A 22,482-nucleotide genomic window follows, 5' to 3' on the forward strand; every position below is an offset into this window, starting at 1 on the left:
GCACGATCCAATCCCCATCCGGAGAACTTCTTCACGGGGGAGACCGGACGCGTAAGCCACCGCGCTACTTCACGGCCTTTGAGCGCCGTTGCGGCTTCCGGTTCAGCGGGTCAAGGGCGTGGTTGGAGCGGGAGTCCGCTCGCTCCTGATCGCAGACCCACTCGTCGAGCGCCGTGATCCGATACATCACGCGCCGTCCCATGCGGAAGCTGGGAGGCCCCTGTCGGCGGTGTCGCCAGACGTACAAGGTGTTGGGGGAGATACCGAGATACTCGGCGGCCCTGGGGAGGGTCAAGAAGGCGGCCTGGGATGCTGCGCGCGGCTCCGGCATGGGTCGACTCCTGTCGTGTGGGGTGATGACAGGACGAGATTCCAGGGAAAGGCCGAGTTGGACGAACCGGGTTCTTGCGATAAAGAGGGCGTCGCTGAAATGGATCTTGTGATGCCGAAGCAGCTCACGGTGGTTGTCCGCTGCGCTAAGGCCGAGGCATGGGTCTGTTAACGAGAGTGGGACTGCCCACCCGTCGGACAGCCCGGTTCATGAAGCGCGAGTTCGCGGTCAAACTGTGGGTCGGCGCATAACTGACCTGGAACGGAGACGCCGTGACGGACCTCCCCACAGACGGCCAGCCCATCGAAGCCGTACCGACGGAGTACAGCGGCACCACTTTCCGTTCTCGGCTCGAAGCCGACTGGGCCTGCACCCTCGACACCCAAAGCATCCTCTGGCAGTACGAGCCTGAGCGAATCACCCTGCCGTCAGGGGCGTACTACCTGCCGGACTTCTGGCTGCCCGAGATCGGGACATGGCTTGAGGTCAAGGGACCATCCACGCCCCGTAAGGAAAAGGCCGTCGAGCTGGGCAAGGCGCGCGCCTGCCCCTGCGACGGCCCCTGCTCCTGTGCGTGGCCCGGGGGCGAGATGGTCCTCCTTGGCTGGGTCGCGGAACGCACCCATGGCGACATCAACGCGGCTCGCAGCCGTTCGGGCTATGCCAGTTGGGCCGCCGCTCACGGGCCCAGCGCGTACTTCGTGTTGTGCCCTTGGTGCGGGCTCAGACAGTGGATCACTCTGCGCCGTCCGTGGAAGTGCCGTGCCTGTTGCCGCAGTCTGGAAAGCGAGGAGCTCTACCAGCCCCACGACCGTGTGCTGCCTTTCGGGAGCGGCTCGGTGTGGTCGCCTGCGGACATGGCGGCCATCCGCGGGGAGATCGCCGAACAGATAGCTGAGGCATAGACCGCCGACTCGGAGCGCTCTCGCAGGGCGGCCCCGTAAGAAGAGTGAGGGCGCATAATGCTCGCCCATTCGCGGGTGAAGGTCCACTCTCGGCCGGCACCGATTGGGCGCCGTGCGGCTGGCGGCAATTCGACGGCTCTCCAGGGCGGTCGGCCTGGGGTGGTCTTCCACGGACTACCACCCGCTGGCCTGTGCCGAACACATGGATAGGGTCGCGGTACCCGAGCTGGAGAGGTAGCCGCATGGACCACGAGATCGTGATCGCGCAGACGACCAGTGACAACGAGGAGCAGGCGAAGACCCTCGCCAGGGGCGCTGTCGAGAGCAAACTGGCGGCGGGCGTTCACATCGATGCGCCCATCACCGCCTTCTACTGGTGGCAGGGGAAGGTCGAGGCGGCTCAGGAGTGGCGGATCTCCTACATGACGTCGTCGGATCGCCTCCCCGCGCTAGAGGCATGGCTGCACGAGAGGCACCCTTACGACGTCCCCCAGTGGGTCACGCTGCCTGTGACCGGAGGGTCGGAGGCGTACTTGTCCTGGGTCCTCGACGAGACGCGTCCGCAGTAGAGGTCACCACCCCGGCGCTCGCCCTCACCGAGCCTGTGTGCTTGGACGCTTCACAGCGTCGCGAACGTCAGCAGGTGGCTGGCCAGATCATGCTCGGTGTCGGGGAGCTCGGCAGCGATGACCTGCGCCCGCTGACGGCCCATGGTGTTGGGCTTCGACTCCGCCGCTGCAGCGAACTGGTGCGCGACGTAGGCCCCGCGGTCTACGTCGCCGCCGCGCAGAAGTGCCGACGCTAGGTCCCCGAGGACAACTACACCGGACTCGGGTAGTTCACCGCCGAGGCGCTCGACTGCGGAGTCGGCCGTGGCCGTCAGCTCCTGACGTTTGAGTTCGCCGTAGACCGAGAGGGTTAAGGAGTCCATCCGGTACGGCGTCACGAAGCGGACCCACGCTTGCTCGCTCGTATGGTCGGCGAAGTCATAGGCGAACCTGGCCTGGTCCAGCGCGCGAAGAGCGGCAGCGTCATCGCCCGACTGAGCGGCCTCCTCCGCGTACCGGCCCAGAGCCCATGCTGCGGCGGTTGCATTGCCACGTCCGCGCACGTCCTGAGCTGCCTGCGAAAGCATCTCCAGCGCCTTAGCAGGGCTGGGGGCACCGTAGCTCGCGTAGCCCAGAGCCAGGGCACGCAGAGGGGGGTGCCCAGCCTTCTTCGCGCACTCCGAGGTCACTCCGTAGTAGGAGGTGGCCTTGTCGTGCTCGCCCAGGTCCCAGGCGACCCATCCGGCAAGAGCGGCTGTCTCTCCCGCCGCGATGGTCAGCGCTCGCTCGTGGGTTCCGGCGCGGGGAAGGGCTGCGGTGATCGCGTCCAAGTGCGCCTCGACCCGAGACTGCAGGCTGAGCGCGCTCTCGTTCAGTTCGTCCACATGCAACCGGGCCGCATGATCAATGAGCACCCCCGCTGACTCGGGGTCGATCTTGGAACCCTTGCTGAGTGCATAGGCCAGCCGGCCCCACGGCTCGGCAGCCGCAGCCGCACCGATAACCGCGCCTCCCAGCAGCGTTCGGCGTTTCACGTCGTCCAGGTCCTCTGCCTCGGCCTTGTTCTTCTCTCGCCGCCTGGCGCGGGCGGCTTTCGCCTCGCGCAGCAGCGGCTCCAGCGGGACGCCACAGGCCAAAGCGATGTTCCCCAGGGTGTGGTCCGTCGGAACGTTGGCACCGTTCTCGTACCGGTTCACCTCTCGGCGGGTCATCGTTGCCCGGCCGGAAGCGGCATTGATCGCACCGGCCTGCTCGTCCTGCGTCCGATTCGCGTTACGTCGCAGGTGACGGAGCAGCTCGGCAAATGGATCCACCGCCATGAGTCTGACCCCTATCCGTGAGAGAAGGCCAATACTCCCCTCAACTCCCCTCTGATTTTCCCCCTTGACAAAGATTTCCCCCTCCGGTTTCCCCTGTTCCGGATCGCGCAGTCACGGTGCGATGTGCGCATGACCACGCACCGGACAACAACGCCACCCCGACCTGGGGGCGACGACGGTGGCGCCCACGTCGTCGGCGCCGCGACTGCTCGGTGCCCGCTGGCTTCTCACGTCTTCGAGATGGCCATGGAGCCGATGGATGAGCACGTCGCTCAAGCACGACGAACCACGGCCACCGTTCTGAAGCGGTGGTCGTTGCCAGAGGCGCCGGCAGAGGACGCCCGGCTCGTCGTCTCGGAGTTGGTATCCAACGCGATCATCCACGGCTCCGGGGACGTCCGACTGCAACTACGACACGACGACCACGAGCTTCAAATCAGAGTCACCGACGACAGCACCGCACCAGCGAGGCGACGACGTGCAAGCGCCCTCGGCCTCGGTGGTCGAGGGCTGCACCTCGTCGCTTGCCTGTCACTGCGGTGGGGCGTCGCGGACGGTGGCCGAACTACGTACGCGGTCATCCCCACTCTCACGGAGGCACCCCCATGTCGCCGCACAACGCAGTCAAGCACGGAGCCGACGTGTTGAGCCTCGTTGCCTTTGATCGGAGGCGAGAGAAGCACACGGGCGGTGGGGCGCCGGCTGCTGGCCATGACCACCCGAGATGGGCTCGCACCTCTCCCCGAGTGAAGCGCCAGTCCCGAGCTGGTCAACTCCGAGGCTTACGGGAGCACTTCTACCGACAGGTCCTCGACGCGCGGGTCGACGAGCCGCTGCGCGTGCTGGCGTACAGCTTGGTACCGAGTCCGAGGGCCCGACCTGACGAGGACTGGGGGACGCTGCAGGCTGAGGCCGACCAGCTCGGTTACGCGATCGCCGCCCGGCTCCACGATGCGGCGGTCCCGGTGACCACGACGTACTTCCCGGCATCCAGCGCGAGCCAGGGCGTCTACACGCCGCCTTGGGATCGACCTGGCTGGCTGGAAGCCGAGCGGCAGCTCCGAGAGGGCTTGGCCGACGGCGTGATCGTCCTCGACCGGCACCACATCAGCTCCGATGACGACGAGTACCACGCCGTAATCAAACATCTGGGCGAGCACTGCCAGGCGTTTCTCCACCTCGTGATCTCCGAGGAGCCCGTCGCGCCGACTTGAAGGCGTCCACTGCTCTGGATGGACAGGAAGGGCTGGGGCTGGCGGCAGATCAGCGCCCAGATCGCCCTGATCGCCGCCGTGAGCGTCGCGCTCGCCTTCACCTTCAAATACCCCTGACCGAGGGCTGACCATGACTTTCGAGGGACACACCGATCGTGCGCCGCGCCTCCTGCCGCACCGCGAGCAGGGCGAAGCGCTCCTCGCCATCCGGGCGGCTGCCCCGTCGGCGCCCAGCGAAGAGGGCATCGATCTCTTCGCCGTGCCCGCCGGTGAGGTTCAGGGGCGTGGCTTCAACCTCTCGCGCTTTCACCGGCTCTCGCGCCTGCCGGCCGCGCCGAACGGATCGGTCTCGCCTTCGACTGACGACCCGCCGGAAGCGGCCTGACTGGCCCGGCCCGGTACCCCGAGTTGGAACTCGAACCGGCCTCGGCCCTCTGAGGCGCAACAGCCACCCCTGACGAGAGGATGATCATGACCGTTCCCACTCACGAATCGCTACCGGCTCCGGCCGCGCCGAGCGACCACAGGTCGCGCGCTCTTCTCCTCGACCTCGACGGCGTCCTGCTCGACACGCGTCCGGTGATGCGGAAGGCGTGGCAGAGGGTCCAAGAGGCCCATGGCGTCGCGCTCCCCTTCCGCGACTACGAGCGCCATCTGGGACGCGAGTTCGGCGACATCATGCAGCGACTGGGCGTGACCGACACCGAAGCGGTCCGCCAGACGTACGAGACGGAGTCCGTGGCCACCGCGCACCTCGCGGAGGAGTTCGCCGGCATCGTCGAGACGCTCCACGCCTTCGTGGCCGCCGACTGGCGGCTGGGCGTCGTGACGTCCAAGCACGTCGACCGCGCGGCCCCGCTCCTCGCGCGCCTCCGATGCCCCTTCGCGACCATCCGCACGCCCGCAGGAGCGGGCCGGACGAAGCCGGCCCCGGACCCACTCCTCTTGGCGCTGGTCGACCTGGGAGTCGACCCAGCCGCCGCCGTCTACGTGGGTGACATGGCGGTCGACCAGGAGTCGGCCGCGCGCGCCGGCGTCCCCTATGTACACGCTGCATGGGGCTATGGGCAGCCGACGGCTCCCGACCCCGAGACGGCCGCGTCGCCCAAGGAACTGCTGAGCCTCCTCCCCGCCAAGCAGCTCGTCGAGGGGAGCACGGTGTGAGTCCCCGCACGACTGGTGGCCTCGGCCTGGTCCGCTCCTCCAACGCCGGGAAGCCGACGTGGGCGCTCGTCGGAACCGGCGCCCTCGCGCACGCGCGAACCGACCACATCCACACCACGGACCTGGAAGCGACGACCGTCGACAAGCAGGTACTGCGCGCCGGCGTCGCAGACGTCATGGCCGCCCTCGACCACTACAGCGCCAAACTGGCCTCCACCCCGGGCGGAGCCGACTGGCTCCACGTCCAGCACGTCCCCGTGCGACGCTTCGTCGCTGAGATCGTGCGCAAGCTCCTGGCCCTGAACTCCTGGGCACCGTTCGCCTCGGCCCCAGGGCCCCTGGCCCTGGCCCCGTACGAAGGACTTGTGGGACTGCGTTCGAGCAGCTCGCGTGAGTACCTGGCCTACACCGTGACGTGGTCCGGCGTCGCGTACGTGCTCGGTGCTGCGGCACCGCACAACCCGACCCGCTCGGCCCAGCTCCGCAACCGCGCCCGGACGAGTACGGCGAACACGGAGCCGAGTCCGTTCCCCTCGGATCTCGGACGGCAGGACGTTCTGGCGCTGTCGTGGACCTCCCGCCACGCGGCCACGCTGACCCCGGTTCTCGCCGAACTGGCGCGCGGCGGGCAAAGGAGTCTCCTGCTCGATCTCGCCACCGATGACACCGAGCGGTGCAGCGCGGGATCGGTCACGGGTATCGAGCTGCGCTCGGCTCCGAGCGACCTCTTCACCCTCTCCGGCACTGCCGAGGGCCTCCACCGTCCCGACGACGAGCACGCCGTCGAGGTGGGAGGCCACGGCGTCCAACTTGCCCGGCTCGTACGGCTCTTGTCCGTGCTCTTGGAGACCAGCGGGGGCTGCACCCAGCCCTCGTGGCGGACGGTGGTGCGGGCGGAGAGCTGGCTCGACGACATCCTGTCGACGACCCGGCCGCACACCGTCCTGCTGAGCAACGACACCAGCCCCCTGGGCGTGCTGGCCGCGCACGCCGCCGAGCGGCACGGGGCGAACTCGGTTCACGTCCAGCACGGGGCCTGGACGGCGGAATCGGTCGCCTGGCCAGCCCTGCACAGCCGCCACATCATCGTCATGGGTGAGCGGGACCTCGCCCTGGGCCGAGGGTGGGCGCGCCACCCCGAGGCCGAGGTGAACGTCCTCGGGCAGCCCCGCTTCGACGTCCTCGCCGGCCTGAGCCGTCAGGCTCAGCGCCGATACCTGGAGAAGCTGCTCGCTTCGGGGGGCCGCCGCGCGCCCGCCCGGATCGCGGTGTGGGCCTGCCAGCCCTTCAACCCCGATCACCTCAACTCCCACGCGGACCTCCTCCTGGACGGGCTCGCCGAGGCGGACGGCGACTGGGGGCTCGTCATCGCTCCACACCCGGCGCAGGGAGCCGACGCCTTCAACGCTCTGGTGAAGCGGGCCGGCGGGACGCCCGTCGCGGTGGCCGATCCCCGGGTCGGAGCACGAGGCTGCCTCGTCGGCGCTGACGCAGTAGCGAGCGCGTACTCGACGTGCGGGATCGAAGCCGCACTGTTCGGCATCCCGGTGTTCGAAATCGGCCTGCCGGGCGAACGCACGCTGGGCCTGGCCGGTCACGGACTGGCGACCCGGTGCGAGGCCACTGGTGACGTCGCCCAAGCGCTCTCCGGCGTGCGCGGGGGCCCGGCGCCGATCCCGCGGGCGGCCCTGGACGCGGTCTGCCGGTGGCGCGGCGACAGCGCTGCTCGGATCGCCCGGCTCATCACCGACCGCGCCCCCTCCAGCCCGAGGGCCGACGACTCCACCCACCACCACCCGGGCGCCGCTGCGTCGCCCCAGGACGAAGGAGCATCCGTCCGATGACATCCCTCACGGCCGACAGCATCGCCGAGCTGTTCTCCGGCGCCGTCACACTGGCCAAATCCGGCGCGAAGATCAGCCCCCGGGGCATGGCCACCCACGAAGTCCGCGACGTGCACCTGCTGCTCACCCAGCCGCGTGCCCGCCTGCTCTACGCCCCGCCCGCCCGCATCGTGAATCCGGCCTTCGCCGTCGCCGAAACGGTCTGGCACCTGTCCGGATCCGACGCCTCGTGGATCTTCGACTACAACAAACGGCTGCGGCAGTTCGCCGACGACGGCGTCCTCCTGGGGGCGTACGGGCCCAGGATGCGGAGCTGGGGCGGCAAGGTCGACCAGCTGGCCCGCGTCGTCGAGATTCTCCAGGCCGACCCCGACTCCCGGCGCGCCCTGATCCAGCTCTACGACCCAGCCCAGGACGCCGCCGGGCACAAGGACGTTCCCTGCACCCTCGGATTCCGATTCCACCTGCGCGCCGGCCGCCTGCACATGGCGACCATGATGCGCGGCCAGGACGTGTGGATCGGCATGCCGTACGACGTGTTCTTCTACACCGTGTTGCACGAGCTGGTCGCCGGATGGCTCGACGTGGAACTCGGCGAGTTCCACCTGCACATCGGCTCGCTCCACATCTACGACGAGCACATCGAGCAGGCCGACGCGCTGACCTCGCTTTCGGCGAGCGAGGTCATGCCCGACCTGCGAACGCCGTGGAAGGGCTTCGGCGGCCTGCTCGACCAGGTCGAGGCCCGCGACGTGACCGGCCATCCTGGCTGGGACGCGATGGCCGAGACGCTGCGCAGTTACCGGCTGTGGAAGGACGGCAAGCGCGAGCAGGCGTGGCGGGCGGCCGACACGATCGACGGGCCCCTCGGCCAGGCTCTCACCGCCTGGTACGGAGAGCTGGAGCGGCGCTCGGCCAAGCGCGCCGTGACGGCCGGGGCAAGGTGACCGCCGCCATGAAGCGCATCCCCTTCGTCATCCTCGGTCTGTGCTCGTACACCCACGACTCCTCGGCCGCGCTTCTCGTGGACGGTGAACTCGTCGGCTTCGTCGAGGAGGAACGCCTCTCCGAGCAGAAGCACACCAAGCTCTACCCGTCCCGCGCCGCGGGATGGCTCTTCGACCAAGCCAAGCTGAGCGCCACCGACGTGGACGCCGTCGCCTACAACTTCCAGCCCGCCCGCTACCTCGCCGAGTCGCCCGCCGCCCTGCGCATGGCGCTCTCGCCGACCACGCGCGACCGGAGCCTGGCCCGCGCCCACGGGTTCGCCAAGGTCGCTCTGCGGACCCGGCGGCGGCTGCGCGTCCTCGGCAGCCAGTTCCCCTCGGCCCGCGTCACACCGGTCCTGCACCACCGAGCCCACCAGCTCACGGCCTTCTCCTCCTCCGGCTGGGAGGAAGCCGCCGTACTCGTGGTCGACAGCCTGGGCGAGCGGCAGACCACCACCATCGCCCACGGCCACGGCGTTCAGCGCCCCCGCGTCCAAACCCTGGAAGCGATCAACGACCCGTCCTCCCTCGGCTACGTGTACGGAGCCGTTACCGAGCACCTGGGCTGGCGGCGGGGCGACGAGGAGGGCACCGTCATGGCGCTGGCCGCCCTCGGTGACCCCGCCCGGTTCCGCCACCTGTTCACTACGGCCGTCCGCACGACGGCCACGGGCTTCCGTATCCACCCCGGCTACTTCCCGACGCGCACCCTCACCTCGGGATACCCGAGGACATCCAGGCGGTTCGTCGCCGAGACCTGCCCCGAGCGGCACCCGAGCGAACCGCTCACCGACGTCCACCGAGACCTGGCGGCTGCCCTCCAGGAGCGGACCGAGCAGGTGATGGTCCACCTCGCCCGCCGCGCCCGTGTGCTCACCGGCTCCCGGCGCCTGTGCATGGGTGGCGGCGTCGCCACGAACTGCGTGAGCATCGGGAAGATCATCGAGGCTGGCATCTTCGACGAGGTGTTCGTCCCGCCGGCACCGGGGGACGCCGGAACCGCGATCGGGGCCGCCCTCGCCGTGCACGTCGACGCGCGCACGCCTCGCCCGCTCGCCGGCATCGCCCGCCGCTGTTACCTCGGCCCCTCCTACGAGGACCAGCCCCTCGACCTGACCCCCTGGCCCGGCCTCCACCAGAAGACCCTCGGCATCGAGACCGCCGAATTCCTCGCCGACCAGCTCGCCCACGGCGTGATCGCCGGACTCTTCCAGGGAGGGGTCGAAGCCGGGCCGCGCGCCCTGGGCAACCGCTCGATCCTCGCCTCCCCACTGGAGACCGGCGTCGTCGAGCGGCTGAACGCCACCGTGAAGTTCCGCGAACCGTTCCGGCCCTTCGCCCCCATGGTCCCGGCCGAGCGCGCCGCCGAGTTCTTTACCCTCGGCCAGCCGGCGCCCTACATGTCCATGGCCTCCGGGGTGACAGACCTGACGCGCGAGCGGGTGCCGGCCATCGTGCACGCCAACGGCACCTCCCGCCTGCAGACCGTCACCCGGTCACAGAACCCGTTCATGCACGCGGTGCTGACCGCCTTCGGCCGCCGGACCGGCGTACCCGTGCTGATCAACACCTCCCTCAACGTCAAGGGCAAGCCGATCTGCGGGACACCCGAGATGGCCCTGGACTGCCTGGCCAACTCCGGGCTCGACGCCCTGCTCCTCGAAGGGCGGTGGATCACCAAATGAAGATCGGTTACAGCTTCTGGGGCTTCCTCGGCAACGGCGTCACCGACACCCCCGACGGAGGCCGCAGCCACCGCCGCCCCTTCATCGACGCCCTCGTTGCCCGCGGTCACGAGATCGTTTTTCTCCAGGCCGACCGCGATCGCCTTGAAGCCGGTGACGACCTCGGCGGCGCGTACACCTTCGACGACGGCCTGCCGGGCATCGACGCCCTGTTCCTGGAGTGGCGCTGGGCCATCCCCGGCCGCAACACCACCGTGTGCGGCAGTGAGGGGCACACCTGCGACCTCCACCGGCAGGCCCAGCTCATCAACCACTACACGGCCCGGTCCCAGACACCCACCGTCATCTGGGACAAGGACCGCACCCTGCGGGCCGAGAGCGTGTGGCGCCGTACGGCTCACACCCGCGTCTGCGAGGCCGCGCTCGCGCCGACCCCCGGCGCGCACTCGCTGCTCTTCCCCGTGGCCGAGGACCTCCTCGCCCAGGCCGACCCCCTCACCCTGGCGGCGCGGCCTCGGGATCTCGCGCTCGGCTACGTGGGCAACCAGTACGACCGCGACGAGCCCTTCGACTGCTTCTTCGCCCCGGCCGCCGCCCGCGTCGAGCACCTGGTCGCCGGGAAGTGGACGAAGACCGGCCGCTGGCCGCACGTCCGCTTCGTGGGCCGGATCCCGTTCGAGGCCGCCGCCGGCGTCTACGGTCGGTCCCTGGTCACGGTGCTCATGCTGCCCGAGCGGTACGCCGCCGTCGGGCAGATGACCCAGCGCATCTTCGAGGCCGTGCTCGCCGGCTGCCTGCCGCTGGCCCCGGCGGACATCCGCTTCGCCGACCGGTTCGTCCCGAAGGAGCTGGTCGTGCGCTCCGGCAGCGACGTGCTCGAACGCCTCTCCTATCTGCGCGAGATCGCCGGCACCGAGCAGCACGCCGCCTTGATCGCCGCGTGTGTGGACCGCCTGCGCCTGTTCGGCCTGTGCAAGCAGGTCAACACCCTGGAGTCCGTCCTGCACGGCCTCCTCCAGTCCACCGCGACCGAGCGGGGAGCTGCCTGATGCAGACCGCTCGATCGACCACGGCACACGGATCCTCCGGGCGCGTCCCGGAGGATGGGTCCGCCGGACACCCGAACCTCTCTACGCTGGAGCACCATGAAGAAGGTCGCCATCGTCGGCTGCGGAGGCAGCGGCAAATCCCACGTGGCCCGCGAACTGGGCACGATCCTCGACGCCCCGGTGACGCACCTGGACGCCGCGTTCTACGACGACGAGTGGAACGCGTTGCCCCTGGACAAGTTCACCGACGTGCAGCGCGAGCTGGTCGGGCAGCCGCGGTGGGTGATCGACGGCAACTACAACTCGACGCTGCAGGTACGGCTCGAAGCCTGCGACACGGTGGTCCTGATGGACGTGTCGACCGTGGCGGCGCTGTACGGGATCTTCTCCCGGCAGATCCGGCACGGGGCCGGGCACAAGGGCAACGGGGTGCACAACCGCATCCACTGGGGCGTGATCAAGTACGTCGCCACGTACCGGCGCAAGATGCGGCCCCGCGTGATGGCGAAGATCGAGGAGTTCGGCTCCGGCGCCGATGTGGTGCTGCTGGCCAACCGGCGTCAGACGCGCCGCTGGCTGCGGAAGGTCGCCGCCGAGCAGTCCTGACCGGTCCGCGCCCCCTGTCAGGGGGTGCGGCATGAACGAGCCCAACCCGTTCCTGGACCCCGCCCGGCAGTCGGAGTTGTACGGACACGCCTCGCGGCTGGCCGGGCGGACCAGCGCCCTGATGCGCGCCAAGACCGCCGGACATCCGGTGCCCGAGACGATCATCAGCCTGGTGCAGACCCACCATGCCCGGCCTGACCGGCTCGGCGTGGTGCTCGACATCGGATGCGGTCGCGGCACGAGCAGCCTCGTCATCGCCGAGCAGCTCCGGCCCGAGCGCGTCGTGGGCCTGGACGCCGCCCCTTCCTTGCTCGCCAATGCGCGCGAGCGCGCCAAGGACCTGCCCGACAGCACGGTGGAGTTCGTCGAAGGCGACTTCCACGACCTCCCTCTGCCCGACGGGTCGAGCGATGTCGTCGTCGCGGCGTTCTGCCTATACCACTCGCCGCGCCCCGAGGACGTCGTCGGGCAGATCGCCAGGGTTCTCGCCCCCGGTGGTGTGGCTGTGCTCGTCACCAAGGGCCTCGACAGCTACCGGGAGATGGACCAGCTGGTCGCCTCCGCCGGTCTTGATCCGCGTGCCGCCCAGCACGAGAGCCTCTACACCGTAGCCCACAGCGGCAACCTCGCCGTGGTGGCCGCCTCCTCGCTCGACGTGATCGCCGTCCTGGACGAGGAGCACGTCTTCACCTTCGACGGCCACGACCACACGTCGCAGTACCTGGCCACCAATCCCAAGTACGACCTGGTGCCCGGCTTGTACGGCAACCCCGGGGCCTTGGCGGCGACCCTGCACGAGTTCCTTCCCGACCAGCCGCTGACCACCCGGTCCCGGATCACCTTCGTCGTCGCTCAGCCGAAGGAAGGAGGTGAGCCGGCATGAGCCCCGCCTCGTTCACCAAGCGCTACGCGGAACCGGAGCGCGCGGCGGGGGCGGTGCGCCACTACCGGTGGATCACCGCGCACGCCAAACCGCTGCGGCAGCCGGCCCTCCACACCGCCGGACCGCAGTCCCTGACGTTCGAACGGATCGAGGGCCGCTCCGTACGCCCCGATGACCTCCCGCGCGTGGCGGAACTGCTGGGCCACGCCCACGGTGCCGCCTGGGCCAGCGACCTGCACTCAGCGTCGCTGGACACCCCGCACCACTTCCAGGACGGCACGCAGTTCGACGACTACCTAGGTCCCCGGAAGGTCGCCCTACGGCGACGCCACGAGCAGGGCTACCTGCCGAACAAGACGGCACTGCACGCGATGCTCGGCCTGCTGGAAGCGACCACCGAGGGACCGTGCGCCTTCTACAAGGACAGCAACCCGCGGAATTTCATCATCACCAGCACGCAGGACATCGTCGCCGTCGACACCGACGACCTGTCCCTCGCCCCGATGGGCTACGACCTCGCCAAGCTCGTTGCGACGCTCCACCTGACCTACGGGCCGCTCACGGACCAAGCCGTCACCACCGCCCTGCTCGCCTACAACGCGGCAGCCCGACGCCACGACGCCCGGCTGGGCACCACGGACCGAGGTCAGCTCGACAGCTTCCTCGGCCTGCACGCCGTGTTCACCGCCCCATACGTCGGCCGCAACGGCTACCACTACAGCCTGCCCCTCCGTTTCAGCCACCGAGGAGCCTCATGATCACCACTGAACTCGTCTTCGTCCGTCACGGCCAGGCCCAGTGCAACGCCGACGGCCTCGTCGGGGGCCCGCGCACCTGCACCGGCCTGACCAACCTCGGGTACGCCCAAGCCGAACAGGCCGCACGCCGCCTGGCCACCGAGCACCTGAAGAAGCCCTTCGACGTCGTCTACACCGGCCCGCGGATCCGCCTCGTCCAGACCGGCGAGATCATCGCCCAGACGCTCCAGATCCCCGTGCACCACGACGACCGACTCGACGGCCCGGTCCACGGCGACGCCGACGGCCGGCATTGGGACGCGGTCAAGACGGCCGCCGACGGCGGGCCGCACGCCCACCCCGACACGCCCTGGGCCAACGGCTCCGACACCTGGAACGGGTTCCTGGAGCGCGCCAGCAGGAACCTGAGCCAGCTCATCAAGGAGAACCGAGGCAAGCGCGTCGTCTTCGCCGCCCACGGGGAGACGGTGATCACCGCCCACACCCTGCTGCTCGGCATCCCGATCGGCTCGCCCGCCGGATTCACCCACAACCACGCCTCCATCACCCGCTGGCAGCACCACCGCAACCGCCTGGGCCAGACCCGCTGGATGCTCGACCGGCACAACGACACCGAGCACCTCAGTCTCCTCACGCCGGAGCCGACCCCGTGATCGCGACCTCGGACGACCCCCGGATACAACTGGCGCACCACCTCCTCGGCGCAGTCGACATCGCAGCGGACCCCGCGCTCCCGCCCCGCGTCGTACGCCTGGTCGCCGGCGACGGGCGTCAGTTCATCGCGAAGCAGCACGCGGAGCGAGACCGGTACGCGGGAGAACTCCACGCCTACGCGGCGTGGGGCAGCCACCTGACCGGCCATGCGCCGGAGTTGGTCGGCCGGGATGACGCCACCCGCACCCTGCTGCTCACCGCACTCGCAGGCGACCGCGCTGACACCTTCGCTCCGGGCTCGCCCGAGGAGGAGCTGGCCCACCACGAGGCCGGGCACGTGTTGGGCAAGCTGCACCGGGCCACGGCCATGCCCCAGGGCGGTGCCGTCGGCTCCTCGCTCGCCGAGCGGTTCCAGCGGTGGATCGACCGGGCCATCCACGCCGACCTGCTCGACGCGGCCGAGGAGAACCTGCTGAAGCACCACGCGGTGATCCTGGGCGCCAGCCACATGGACAGCGCGATCTGCCACCTCGACTACCAGCCGCGCAACTGGCTGCTCGGCGACACCTTCGGCATCTACGACTTCGAGCACATGCGACGCGACGCCCGGGTCCGCGACTTCGCCCGGCTCGAATTCCGACGCTGGCAGGCCGCACCCCACCTCCGCACCGCCTTCTTCGACGGATACGGACGCTCGCCCAACGACACCGAACGCCGCCTCCTGGAGTCCTTCGGCGCCATCGAGGCGACCACATCCCTGGTCAAGGGCCACCAGGAGAACGACGCCGCCCTCAGCGCGCACGGCAGAACCGTCCTGTCCCGGCTCACCTGACCAGCCCCTTAGACGACACCTTTCTGGAGATCCCGTGCCACAGCACGAGCAGCCCCCGACCAACGCTTCCCCCCGACGGGCCGTGGTGACCGGCTCCGCCGGATTCATCGGCTCCCACCTCGCACACGCCCTCGTCCACGCCGGCACCACCGTGATCGGCGTGGACCGCCGAGACCCCTCCACCGACCCAACGGCCGCCGCCAACCTCGCCCCGCTGCGAGGACGCCCGGGATACCACCACGTCACGGCCGACCTCCTCCACTGCGCCATCGACCCCCTTCTGATCGACGCCGACGCGGTCTTCCACCTCGCCGGCATCCCCGGCGTGCGGCCCTCCTGGGGACCGCAGTTCGGCGACTACCTTGCGTCCAACGTGCTGGCCACCCACCGGGTCCTCGAAGCCTCCACCCGGATCGGCGTCCCCCGACTGGTCGTCGCCTCCTCCTCCAGCGTCTACGGTCCGACCGACGGCGACGCGAGCCTCGAGACCGACCGCCCCAATCCCGCCTCCCCGTACGCCGTGACCAAGCTGGCCGAGGAGCAGCTCTGCCTCGCCTACGCCGAGCGCTCCGGCGGCCCCGGCGTCGTCGCCCTGCGGTACTTCACCGTCTACGGCCCCCGGCAGCGCGCAGACATGTTCACCCACCGCGCTCTGTACGCCGCCCTGACTGGACAGCCCCTGCGCTTGTACGGAGACGGCCACCAGCGCCGCGACTTCACCTACATCGACGACGTGGTCGCCGCCACGATCGCCGCCGGCGTCGTCCCGAACGCTCACGGCCCCATCAACGTCGGCGGCGGCTCGAACGCATCGCTGCTGGACGTGGTCAACATCGCCAACAGCTTCACCGGTCGCGAGATCCAGTTCCACCAGGACCACGTGCGCAACGGGGACGTCCTGTTCACGCGTGCCGACCCCAGCCGTGCGGGAGAGGTCCTCGGCTGGCAGCCGCGCGTCGACCTCCACGGCGGACTGCGCGCCCACATGCAGGCTCTGGCTGCCCCGGTTCCGGACTACAGCCGGGCTGCGTAGCCCCTACGCCTCGGAACCCGAGAGGAGTGCCCATGGAAACCCCCGAGCGAGCACGGCTGGACGCCTTCTTTAGGAGGATCACGGCACAGTTCCCCGCCGGGCAGGCGATCACGACGCTGGTCATTACCCACCTGCTCCCGGAACGACCGGCGTTCTTGCACGCCATGACCGCGGTGTCCACGATCGGCGCCGTCCTCCCCAAGCCCCGGTCGATTCACCGGCCGACCCTCGACATCGTCCGCCGCACCCTGCCGGTCCACGATCTGACCCGGGAGCGGTTCACCGACGAGACCCAGGCCCTGCACTACCTGGAGGACACGGCCGGTGGCCAGGACGTCGTCCTGGTCGACATCGGCGGGTACTTCGCGGCCAGCCTCGACACCCTCGTGAACAAGTTCTCTGGGCGTATCCTCGGCGTCGTCGAGGACACTGAGAACGGACACCAGCGGTACGCGGCTCTCGGCTCGCTGCCGTGCCCGGTCGTGTCCGTGGCCCGCTCACCGCTCAAGGACTGCGAGGACCACCTCGTCGGCCGGTCCATCGTGTTCTCCACCGACGCCCTCGTCCGCGCCCGCGGGGACATCCTGACGAGCCGCAGCGCCTGCGTCATCGGGTTCGGCAAGATCGGCCGCTCGATTGCGCAGACGCTGCGCGCCCAGGACCTGCGCGTCACCGTGTACGACAACGACGCGGTCAAGCGGGTACAGGCGCACGCCCTCGGGTTCCGCACCAGCTCGTCCACCACCGAGGCCGTCCACGACGCGGAACTTGTCCTCTGCGCCACTGGCAATCTCGCCCTCCGTCACGAGGATTTCGCCGCCTTGCGCAACGGCGCCTACCTCGGATCGGTGACCTCTTCCGAGGACGAGCTCGAACTCAGCAGCCTTGATGACGTCTACGAACGTCAGCTCGTCGGAACGCAGTTGACCCGATACGAGGTCACTGGCCACTACTTCTACGTTCTCGCCGATGGGGGTGCCGTCAACTTCGTGCACGGCGCCACCGTCGGCACCTACATCCACCTTGTCCAGGCCGAGATACTCGCCGCCACCGCCGCACTCAGCCACGCGCGACTCCAGCCCGGACTGCACGAGGTGCCGGCGGCCGACCGCGACACCATCGCCAGAATCTGGCTCCGCCACTTCGAAAGGTGACCTCGTTGCCACCCTCCACCGAACACGTCCGCGCCGTCACGGAGGCGTACCTCGCCCGCCACCCGGACGAACGCGACTCCCTGGCGCTGCTGTTCGCCGCGCTCGCCGGCGCGGACGCTCCCACCAGCCGCAAGACCTTCCCCGCCCACGTGACCTGCAGCGTCATCCTCATCAACGGTGAACGGCACGTGCTGCACATCGCGCACAAGGCGTCCGGGAAACTGTTGGCGCCCGGCGGGCACAACGAATCGGCCGACCAGCACTTGCGCGACGCCGCCCTGCGCGAACTGCACGAGGAGGCCGGCATCCCGCCCAGCGCCGTCGTCCCGCTCGCCGGCTACGAGGACGTTCCTCTCGACATCGACGTGCACGCGATCGACGCGAACCCGTCGAAGAACGAGCCGGCCCACCACCACGTGGACTTCCGCTGGGCCTTCCACTTCGGTGCGGAACATGCGGTGACACTTCAGGAGGAGGAGGTCGACGGCTACCAGTGGCGGCCGTTCGCGACCGCCGCCTCACCCACCGTCCGCGCCAAGCTCGCCCAGCTCACCTGAAGCCCCTACTCGTACCCGCCGACCAGGAGGATGACGTGGCCGCCACCACAGCCCAACCGACCGGCGTACATCCGCGCCGGCACATCGCCGTCATACCCTGCCGCTGGGGTGCTTCTCGCTTCCCCGGCAAACCACTGGCCCTCCTCGGCGACAAGCCGCTGCTCTGGCACGTCCACCAGCGCTGCCTGGAGGCCAAACGCCTCGCCGGGGCCGTCGTCGCGACGGACGACGAGCGTATCGAAGCGGCGTGCCGCGAACTGGGCATCGACTGCGTCCGCACCAGGGAGCATCTCACCGGCACCGACCGCGTCGCGGAGGTCGCCGAACGCCTGTCGGCTGAGGGGTACATCAACGTCCAGGGCGATGAGCCGTTCATCTCACCGACTGCCATCGACGACGTCTCCGAGGCCCTGGAGTACACGCCGCCGAGCACCTTGGCAGTGAACGCCTACACCGAACTGGTCGACGTCGGCGCCGTCCTGGACCACAACGTCGTCAAGGTCGTTGTCACGGCCCGCAGCGAGGCCCTGATGTTCTCGCGCCAGCCCATCCCCTATCCCAAAGGCGACCGCCCGAAGTACCTGCGCCAACTGGGCCTCTACGGCTTCACCGGCCCGGCTCTCCAACGCTTCCGTCAGCTCCAGCAGGGGCCCCTGGAGCGTGCCGAAGGAGTGGAGATGCTGCGCTTCGTCGAACACGGCCACGCCGTACAGATGGTCCCTGTCCTGGACGACGGTGTAGCGGTGGACACTCCGGAGGATCTAACGCGAGCCGAGACCTTCCTCGATCAGTACGACGGAGTGGTCCGGACGCGTGGGACCGTACGACGTTCTGCACGGTGGGACGGAATCACCTCATCCGCGACTCGTGCCCGATCTTCGGAACGCCCCCGCTCTCACTCCTAGCGAACAGCAGCTCTGAGGCCTGCCTGATCGCCCCCAGGGGCGGGTCGCTCGCTAAGGGCCGGGGAGTGAGGTTCTCCGCGGGCGGCGCCCCGAACACACGGCTCGGCACCAACCTCCGTGTCTGCCCGATGTCCCACGAGCGCGGTGGACGGCTCCACTTCGGCCAATCCCGCCGACGCTGGGAGGTCAGCGCCGGATAGCGCGCACTCGGACCCCGCCGCTGTCACCGAAAGGCGAAACACCCCCGTGAATACCCCCGTGCTCCGCGACGCGCGCTGCGACGGCGAACTGCGCCGGTACAAACTCCTGTGCTCGCGGCTGCCGGTATGGGTTGTACGCCGCGAGCGAGCCGACTCGCCCCCGGTCACGCTGCTGTGCGGCCATCACCTTAACCAAGGACTGACCGACTTGGTCCGCGACACCGGCTCGGGCCCCTACGTGGTGGTCCGCCTTGACCCGCAGTAGCCCCTCGGTTCCGAGCCATGTGTCAAAGCTGCCGGTCCCGTGTCGTAGGAAACGGGACCGGCAGTTGGCGGGGCGCCGTGTCCGTAAACCTTGGGCGGGTCGAACAGACGGCGGTTGATGCCACGCGCGGGAAAGGGACGACAAGGCGACCGACGCCGATGTTCACCGAGACCGCTGCTGGCCAAGTCGTCCGCGACGAGTGTCAGTTCGCTTCACCAATCTTCAGACCATTGCACCCTGACTATTAGTCATGCAACGGGTGGTCGCACTACGGGATAGGGCGTACGGGCATTGAGAATGTTCCAAACTCCCCGATGGTGTGAATGATCAACTTCCTCAGAGGGGCAACATCTACCCCACCCGGAAAATCAGTTCTCCGTCACTCAAGGCGCGATGGGGAGGAGTAACACCCGCCAGTCGCTCAAGATCGGTTGCGTCCTCCTGTTCATGTCATTGAAGCCCGCGGGTACGCCATGAGAGTGACGTAACTCGAAATGGAGGAGAGTGCGACGAAATGCGCAAAAGCCGCATCGGGGTGATGGTGATCAATCCCGTGCGTGTCGCGCTGGACGTCAACGACAGCAAATGCGCCCTGCGTCACACGCTATTTATTTGTGCCCATGATTACGGCATGGTTGCCCTATGAATGCAGTTGCATCGGCTGAGCCCACGCTTTCGATAGTCGCCCAGCGCCTTCTGTGCCAGCCCTCGGAGGAGGACTTCCGGACGGCGCCCGTACGCCTAGGCCGCCACGGGGCCTCCTCGACGTCGGCGAGTGATGAGTCGAAGCAGGTGCTGGCCGAGCTTTTCGAGGGCCTCGGCCTGCCATCGCAGTACGGCGGGGGAGGCGATGGCCCCGACGTTCGATGGCGCACAGAGTCACACACGGTGATTCTGGATGCGCGACGAAATGGCCGGCTGCGACTGTCGGTGCGCCGAACGGCGGCACACGAAGACTCTGAGTCCGAGAGATTCCTGAGATGCGCTGCCTCTGGACCGCAGGCCGGAGAAGGTGAGCTTCCGTACCTCTGGCGATACCAGCGAATCGGACCCTTTCAGCTCGCGCCACCTACCCCTGTCGCGAAGGACTGGGTGCAGCTGCAGAGCGCCCTGGAGGCACTCCTGCGCGCCTGGAGCCAGCACCTTGAAATGCTGGTCGGGGACAACGACGCCGGCTTCACCATCGATCACGGTGACGGTCAACTCGCCCTCATGGTCAGCCCTAGAGACGATGTCGCAGTGTTCGCGGACAGACGAGACGGAACGGACAGGGATGCCGATCACCTGGCCGTCATGACCGCGCGAGGGTGGCACTCGTTCATTCCGGTGCTCTCGTGGTGGGAGGCCGCATTCGACCGTACTCCAGCGGGTGCCACTGCTGCCGCAGGACTCGTCGTCAAGGAACTCAGGGCCCGCGGGGTGCGTACTCCTGGTGACCTCCGTCTGATCCGAGCGACCCTTGGTTCCGAGGGTGGCCGCTTGGACATACCCGGTGCCGGCATTGCCGTCGGCACGTCTGACTGACCACTCTCGGCGAGAATGCCCAGCCCTTAGGGTCCATGGCGTACGCGGCTTTCCCGCGCGTCAAAACAGACGAAGCGGGATCTGGGTGACCCCCGTGAGTGACCCGCCAGGAAGTTCGCATTTCTTCACGTGAGCGATGCTTGCGATCCGGCTTGCCCCTGTTGGTGTGCTGAAACTTCTTAGGTTCGAGACCGACGTGAGTGTCGGCTGAATGCGAGTGCTGAACATGAGGTTGCGAGGAGAAATGCGCGGGCTGCTGAAGCAGTGCGACCTGAAGCTTGCGGGTCTGTCGCTGCCTGATCCGTTCAGTATTCCTGCGCTGGTGGCGTCGATGGAGGAATCCCGAGGCCGCAGCATTGAGCTGGTGCCGGTAGACGATCAAGGAGACTTGCGAACAGCGTGCGGGTTGCGCGTGAAGGGGGATGCCGTCACGTACGTGCTCTACCGTCCGAGACCCACCCCGCATCAGACCGAGCACGTAATTCTTCACGAGCTGGCTCACGAATGGCTGGATCACGGCGCGGGCCTGACTCCCGTCTCGACGCCTTGTGAAATGGCCGAGTCGTACCGGCAGAGCAGTGGCACCGAAAGTGCTGCGCGCCAGGCTGTACACGCACGGTCCCGGTACGACAGCGTCGAAGAGCGCGAGGCGGAGCTCTCGGCATATCTGATCAAGCACCGTGTGAAGGCGTCTGTCGCCGGCGCGGACTCGATAAGCCTGCTGGAGTCGAGCCTGTCGCGTCCGCTCGGTCCGCAGCGGCGCCGTACGCTCCGGGGCCGGTGAGCGCAGGTCATGCTGGATGTTCTGCTCTGGGCCGTACCCATTGTGATGACCGCGACCGCTTTGTGGAGGCTCCCCTCCCTGTGGAACGGCGCTGCGCTACAGAGGGCGCTGTGGATGTGCTGCGCCGGTTTCGCCGCTGCGCTCTGGTGCCGGGTTCCACCGGTGAAGTTTGCACTGGACCACTCGCCGGTTACTGATCTGTCGGCTCTGCTGAAGTACCTGATGTCCCTCGCTGCGATCTTGGCAGGGCTGAAGTACATCATCGGGGTCTACGAGGGGCCGTCGGGCAGAGGGGCATCGCCCAGGCACGTGACAGTGAGCATCTGGGTGAGCCGCATCGCTCATGGCTTCGCGTTCGCATGGCTGGCGATCTTGATCGTTCTGTTCTTCACGGCGGTGGACCGGTCGGAGCCGAGTACTGACTTCGCCGCGGACCATGCGGGGCAGTGGGGTGCCGAGCTCTTCCTGACGATTGCGTACGTCTATCTCGGTGCTGCCGCGGGCGTGGCCTGCTTCCAATGGGCGAGGGCGAGCCGGCGGGCCGAGTACCGGTCGCTGCGTATCGGCCTGGCCCTCATGTCGGCCGCGATGATGATCTACACGGTCTACCCGGCACTGCGCATCATCACGGTGTGGGCCCCCACCAGGGCGAACGCCGTCACGATGCGCGCGATCGCTGATTCCGTCACGCTCACGGTTGCCCTTCTCTGGGCTGTGGGCGCTGCCATACCTTCAACTATCGTGCTCGCTGAGCGGTGGACGGCGTGGCGGACCTATCAGAAGCTCTACCCGCTGTGGTCGGAACTCATCCTGCAGTACCCGCATCTCGCGTTCCAACCGGCTGGCTCTCGGCTCAGCGAGACCTTCCGCGTCTGGGCCCCCCTGGACATCCGCCTGGACCGGCGAACCCAGGAGATTGCTGATGCGGTGGAGCAACTACGTCACCACGCCACACCCCGACTCCTGCCGTGCGCCCAGTACCTGGCCGAGATCCACGAGGACCCCGAACCTGCCGCTGAGGCGTACTGGATCAGAGCCGCTCTGGAAAGCGCAAAAGCTGGCAGGCGCGCCTCTTCACCTGTGCGGGCGCTTCCGAACAAGCCGTTGACGAACAGCCGCGCGGAGGCGTACTGGCTGGCTCTGGTCGTTGATGTGTACGTCCGTGTCGCCCCGGAGGTCGTAGATACGCTCCATGAGCGTGCGGGCCAGCCCGGGCTCGCACAGAAGAATTTGGACAGCCGCTCGGCACCGGTGCAGGCAACCGCAACATAGACCAGCG

Annotated in this window: 26 protein-coding genes; 24 read left to right on the forward strand and 2 right to left on the reverse strand. The window is 68.5% G+C overall.

All coding sequences use genetic code 11. From position 1 onward, the window contains the following. Positions 1–64: 64 nt before the first annotated feature. Positions 65–331 (reverse strand): helix-turn-helix transcriptional regulator, encoded by a 267-nt coding sequence (locus ACLQ2N_RS01995; protein ID WP_148020827.1) that lies wholly within the window; start codon positions 329–331, stop codon positions 65–67. Between the two features lie 272 nt (positions 332–603). Here ACLQ2N_RS01995 and ACLQ2N_RS02000 point away from each other — a divergent pair, with 272 nt between their 5' ends. After that, on the forward strand, positions 604–1,236 hold the full coding sequence (locus tag ACLQ2N_RS02000; protein WP_148020828.1) for a hypothetical protein: 633 nt from the start codon (positions 604–606) through the stop codon (positions 1,234–1,236). Between the two features lie 242 nt (positions 1,237–1,478). Beyond that, entirely contained in the window at positions 1,479–1,805 is a 327-nt protein-coding gene (cutA, locus tag ACLQ2N_RS02005) for a divalent-cation tolerance protein CutA (protein ID WP_148020829.1), read from the forward strand. 50 nt (positions 1,806–1,855) lie between these two features. Here the strand turns inward: cutA and ACLQ2N_RS02010 are convergent, their stop codons facing one another. Beyond that, positions 1,856–3,103, reverse strand: a complete 1,248-nt coding sequence (locus tag ACLQ2N_RS02010; protein WP_148020830.1) for a helix-turn-helix domain-containing protein — start codon at positions 3,101–3,103, stop codon at positions 1,856–1,858. Positions 3,104–3,358: 255 nt separating this feature from the next. Between ACLQ2N_RS02010 and ACLQ2N_RS02015 the strand changes: the two genes are divergently transcribed. The 22 genes from ACLQ2N_RS02015 to ACLQ2N_RS02120 all read left to right on the forward strand — a co-directional run bounded on the left by ACLQ2N_RS02015 (position 3,359) and on the right by ACLQ2N_RS02120 (position 22,475). Then, positions 3,359–3,751 carry an ATP-binding protein gene (locus tag ACLQ2N_RS02015; RefSeq protein ID WP_261991829.1) on the forward strand — a complete coding sequence of 131 codons (393 nt, stop codon included), beginning with the start codon at positions 3,359–3,361 and terminating at the stop codon, positions 3,749–3,751. Positions 3,752–3,849: 98 nt separating this feature from the next. After that, positions 3,850–4,317 carry a hypothetical protein gene (locus ACLQ2N_RS02020; protein ID WP_363067981.1) on the forward strand — a complete coding sequence of 156 codons (468 nt, stop codon included), beginning with the start codon at positions 3,850–3,852 and terminating at the stop codon, positions 4,315–4,317. 130 nt (positions 4,318–4,447) lie between these two features. Further along, a complete protein-coding gene (locus ACLQ2N_RS02025) occupies positions 4,448–4,702 on the forward strand; it encodes a hypothetical protein (RefSeq protein ID WP_148020833.1) in 255 nt (84 codons plus the stop codon). An 86-nt stretch (positions 4,703–4,788) separates the two neighbouring features. After that, positions 4,789–5,481: an HAD family hydrolase gene (locus ACLQ2N_RS02030; protein ID WP_261991712.1), complete on the forward strand. Its 693-nt coding sequence runs from the start codon at positions 4,789–4,791 to the stop codon at positions 5,479–5,481. Further along, positions 5,478–7,325 carry a hypothetical protein gene (locus ACLQ2N_RS02035; protein ID WP_148020835.1) on the forward strand — a complete coding sequence of 616 codons (1,848 nt, stop codon included), beginning with the start codon at positions 5,478–5,480 and terminating at the stop codon, positions 7,323–7,325. Before ACLQ2N_RS02030 ends, ACLQ2N_RS02035 begins: the two co-directional genes overlap by 4 nt. After that, entirely contained in the window at positions 7,322–8,272 is a 951-nt protein-coding gene (locus ACLQ2N_RS02040; RefSeq protein WP_148020836.1) for a thymidylate synthase, read from the forward strand. Before ACLQ2N_RS02035 ends, ACLQ2N_RS02040 begins: the two co-directional genes overlap by 4 nt. 8 nt (positions 8,273–8,280) lie before the next feature. Further along, positions 8,281–9,999 (forward strand): carbamoyltransferase family protein, encoded by a 1,719-nt coding sequence (locus ACLQ2N_RS02045; protein ID WP_148020837.1) that lies wholly within the window; start codon positions 8,281–8,283, stop codon positions 9,997–9,999. After that, complete coding sequence (locus tag ACLQ2N_RS02050; RefSeq protein ID WP_187285306.1) at positions 9,996–11,048, forward strand: glycosyltransferase family protein; 1,053 nt, start codon at positions 9,996–9,998, stop codon at positions 11,046–11,048. Before ACLQ2N_RS02045 ends, ACLQ2N_RS02050 begins: the two co-directional genes overlap by 4 nt. A 96-nt stretch (positions 11,049–11,144) precedes the next feature. Next, positions 11,145–11,654, forward strand: coding sequence for a topology modulation protein (locus ACLQ2N_RS02055; protein ID WP_148020839.1), 510 nt, complete (start codon positions 11,145–11,147; stop codon positions 11,652–11,654). Positions 11,655–11,685: 31 nt separating this feature from the next. After that, complete coding sequence (locus ACLQ2N_RS02060; RefSeq protein ID WP_148020840.1) at positions 11,686–12,537, forward strand: class I SAM-dependent methyltransferase; 852 nt, start codon at positions 11,686–11,688, stop codon at positions 12,535–12,537. Continuing rightward, complete coding sequence (locus ACLQ2N_RS02065) at positions 12,534–13,295, forward strand: phosphotransferase (protein ID WP_148020841.1); 762 nt, start codon at positions 12,534–12,536, stop codon at positions 13,293–13,295. Before ACLQ2N_RS02060 ends, ACLQ2N_RS02065 begins: the two co-directional genes overlap by 4 nt. Next, positions 13,292–13,948, forward strand: coding sequence for a histidine phosphatase family protein (locus ACLQ2N_RS02070; protein ID WP_148020842.1), 657 nt, complete (start codon positions 13,292–13,294; stop codon positions 13,946–13,948). Before ACLQ2N_RS02065 ends, ACLQ2N_RS02070 begins: the two co-directional genes overlap by 4 nt. Beyond that, a complete protein-coding gene (locus ACLQ2N_RS02075; RefSeq protein ID WP_148020843.1) occupies positions 13,945–14,781 on the forward strand; it encodes an aminoglycoside phosphotransferase in 837 nt (278 codons plus the stop codon). The genes ACLQ2N_RS02070 and ACLQ2N_RS02075 overlap by 4 nt, the downstream gene beginning before the upstream one ends. A 34-nt stretch (positions 14,782–14,815) precedes the next feature. Beyond that, on the forward strand, positions 14,816–15,814 hold the full coding sequence (locus ACLQ2N_RS02080; protein WP_261991713.1) for an NAD-dependent epimerase/dehydratase family protein: 999 nt from the start codon (positions 14,816–14,818) through the stop codon (positions 15,812–15,814). Positions 15,815–15,846: 32 nt separating this feature from the next. Next, positions 15,847–16,968, forward strand: coding sequence for an adenosylhomocysteinase (locus ACLQ2N_RS02085; RefSeq protein ID WP_148020844.1), 1,122 nt, complete (start codon positions 15,847–15,849; stop codon positions 16,966–16,968). After that, on the forward strand, positions 16,965–17,525 hold the full coding sequence (locus ACLQ2N_RS02090; protein ID WP_148020845.1) for an NUDIX hydrolase: 561 nt from the start codon (positions 16,965–16,967) through the stop codon (positions 17,523–17,525). The genes ACLQ2N_RS02085 and ACLQ2N_RS02090 overlap by 4 nt, the downstream gene beginning before the upstream one ends. 35 nt (positions 17,526–17,560) lie before the next feature. Further along, positions 17,561–18,430: a 3-deoxy-manno-octulosonate cytidylyltransferase gene (locus ACLQ2N_RS02095; RefSeq protein WP_363067974.1), complete on the forward strand. Its 870-nt coding sequence runs from the start codon at positions 17,561–17,563 to the stop codon at positions 18,428–18,430. A gap of 246 nt (positions 18,431–18,676) precedes the next feature. Further along, positions 18,677–18,895, forward strand: a complete 219-nt coding sequence (locus ACLQ2N_RS02100) for a hypothetical protein (protein ID WP_425808552.1) — start codon at positions 18,677–18,679, stop codon at positions 18,893–18,895. A gap of 514 nt (positions 18,896–19,409) precedes the next feature. Continuing rightward, positions 19,410–19,541: a hypothetical protein gene (locus ACLQ2N_RS02105; RefSeq protein WP_261991714.1), complete on the forward strand. Its 132-nt coding sequence runs from the start codon at positions 19,410–19,412 to the stop codon at positions 19,539–19,541. Positions 19,542–19,987: 446 nt separating this feature from the next. Then, a complete protein-coding gene (locus ACLQ2N_RS02110) occupies positions 19,988–20,419 on the forward strand; it encodes a hypothetical protein (protein WP_148020847.1) in 432 nt (143 codons plus the stop codon). Between the two features lie 244 nt (positions 20,420–20,663). Beyond that, positions 20,664–21,203, forward strand: a complete 540-nt coding sequence (locus ACLQ2N_RS02115) for a hypothetical protein (RefSeq protein WP_148020848.1) — start codon at positions 20,664–20,666, stop codon at positions 21,201–21,203. A 9-nt stretch (positions 21,204–21,212) separates the two neighbouring features. After that, a complete protein-coding gene (locus ACLQ2N_RS02120) occupies positions 21,213–22,475 on the forward strand; it encodes an MAB_1171c family putative transporter (protein ID WP_148020849.1) in 1,263 nt (420 codons plus the stop codon). The last annotated feature ends 7 nt before the right edge of the window (positions 22,476–22,482 follow it).

Origin of the sequence: Streptomyces sp. DT224 (assembly GCF_049844595.1) — a bacterium.
Classification (GTDB): domain Bacteria; phylum Actinomycetota; class Actinomycetes; order Streptomycetales; family Streptomycetaceae; genus Streptomyces.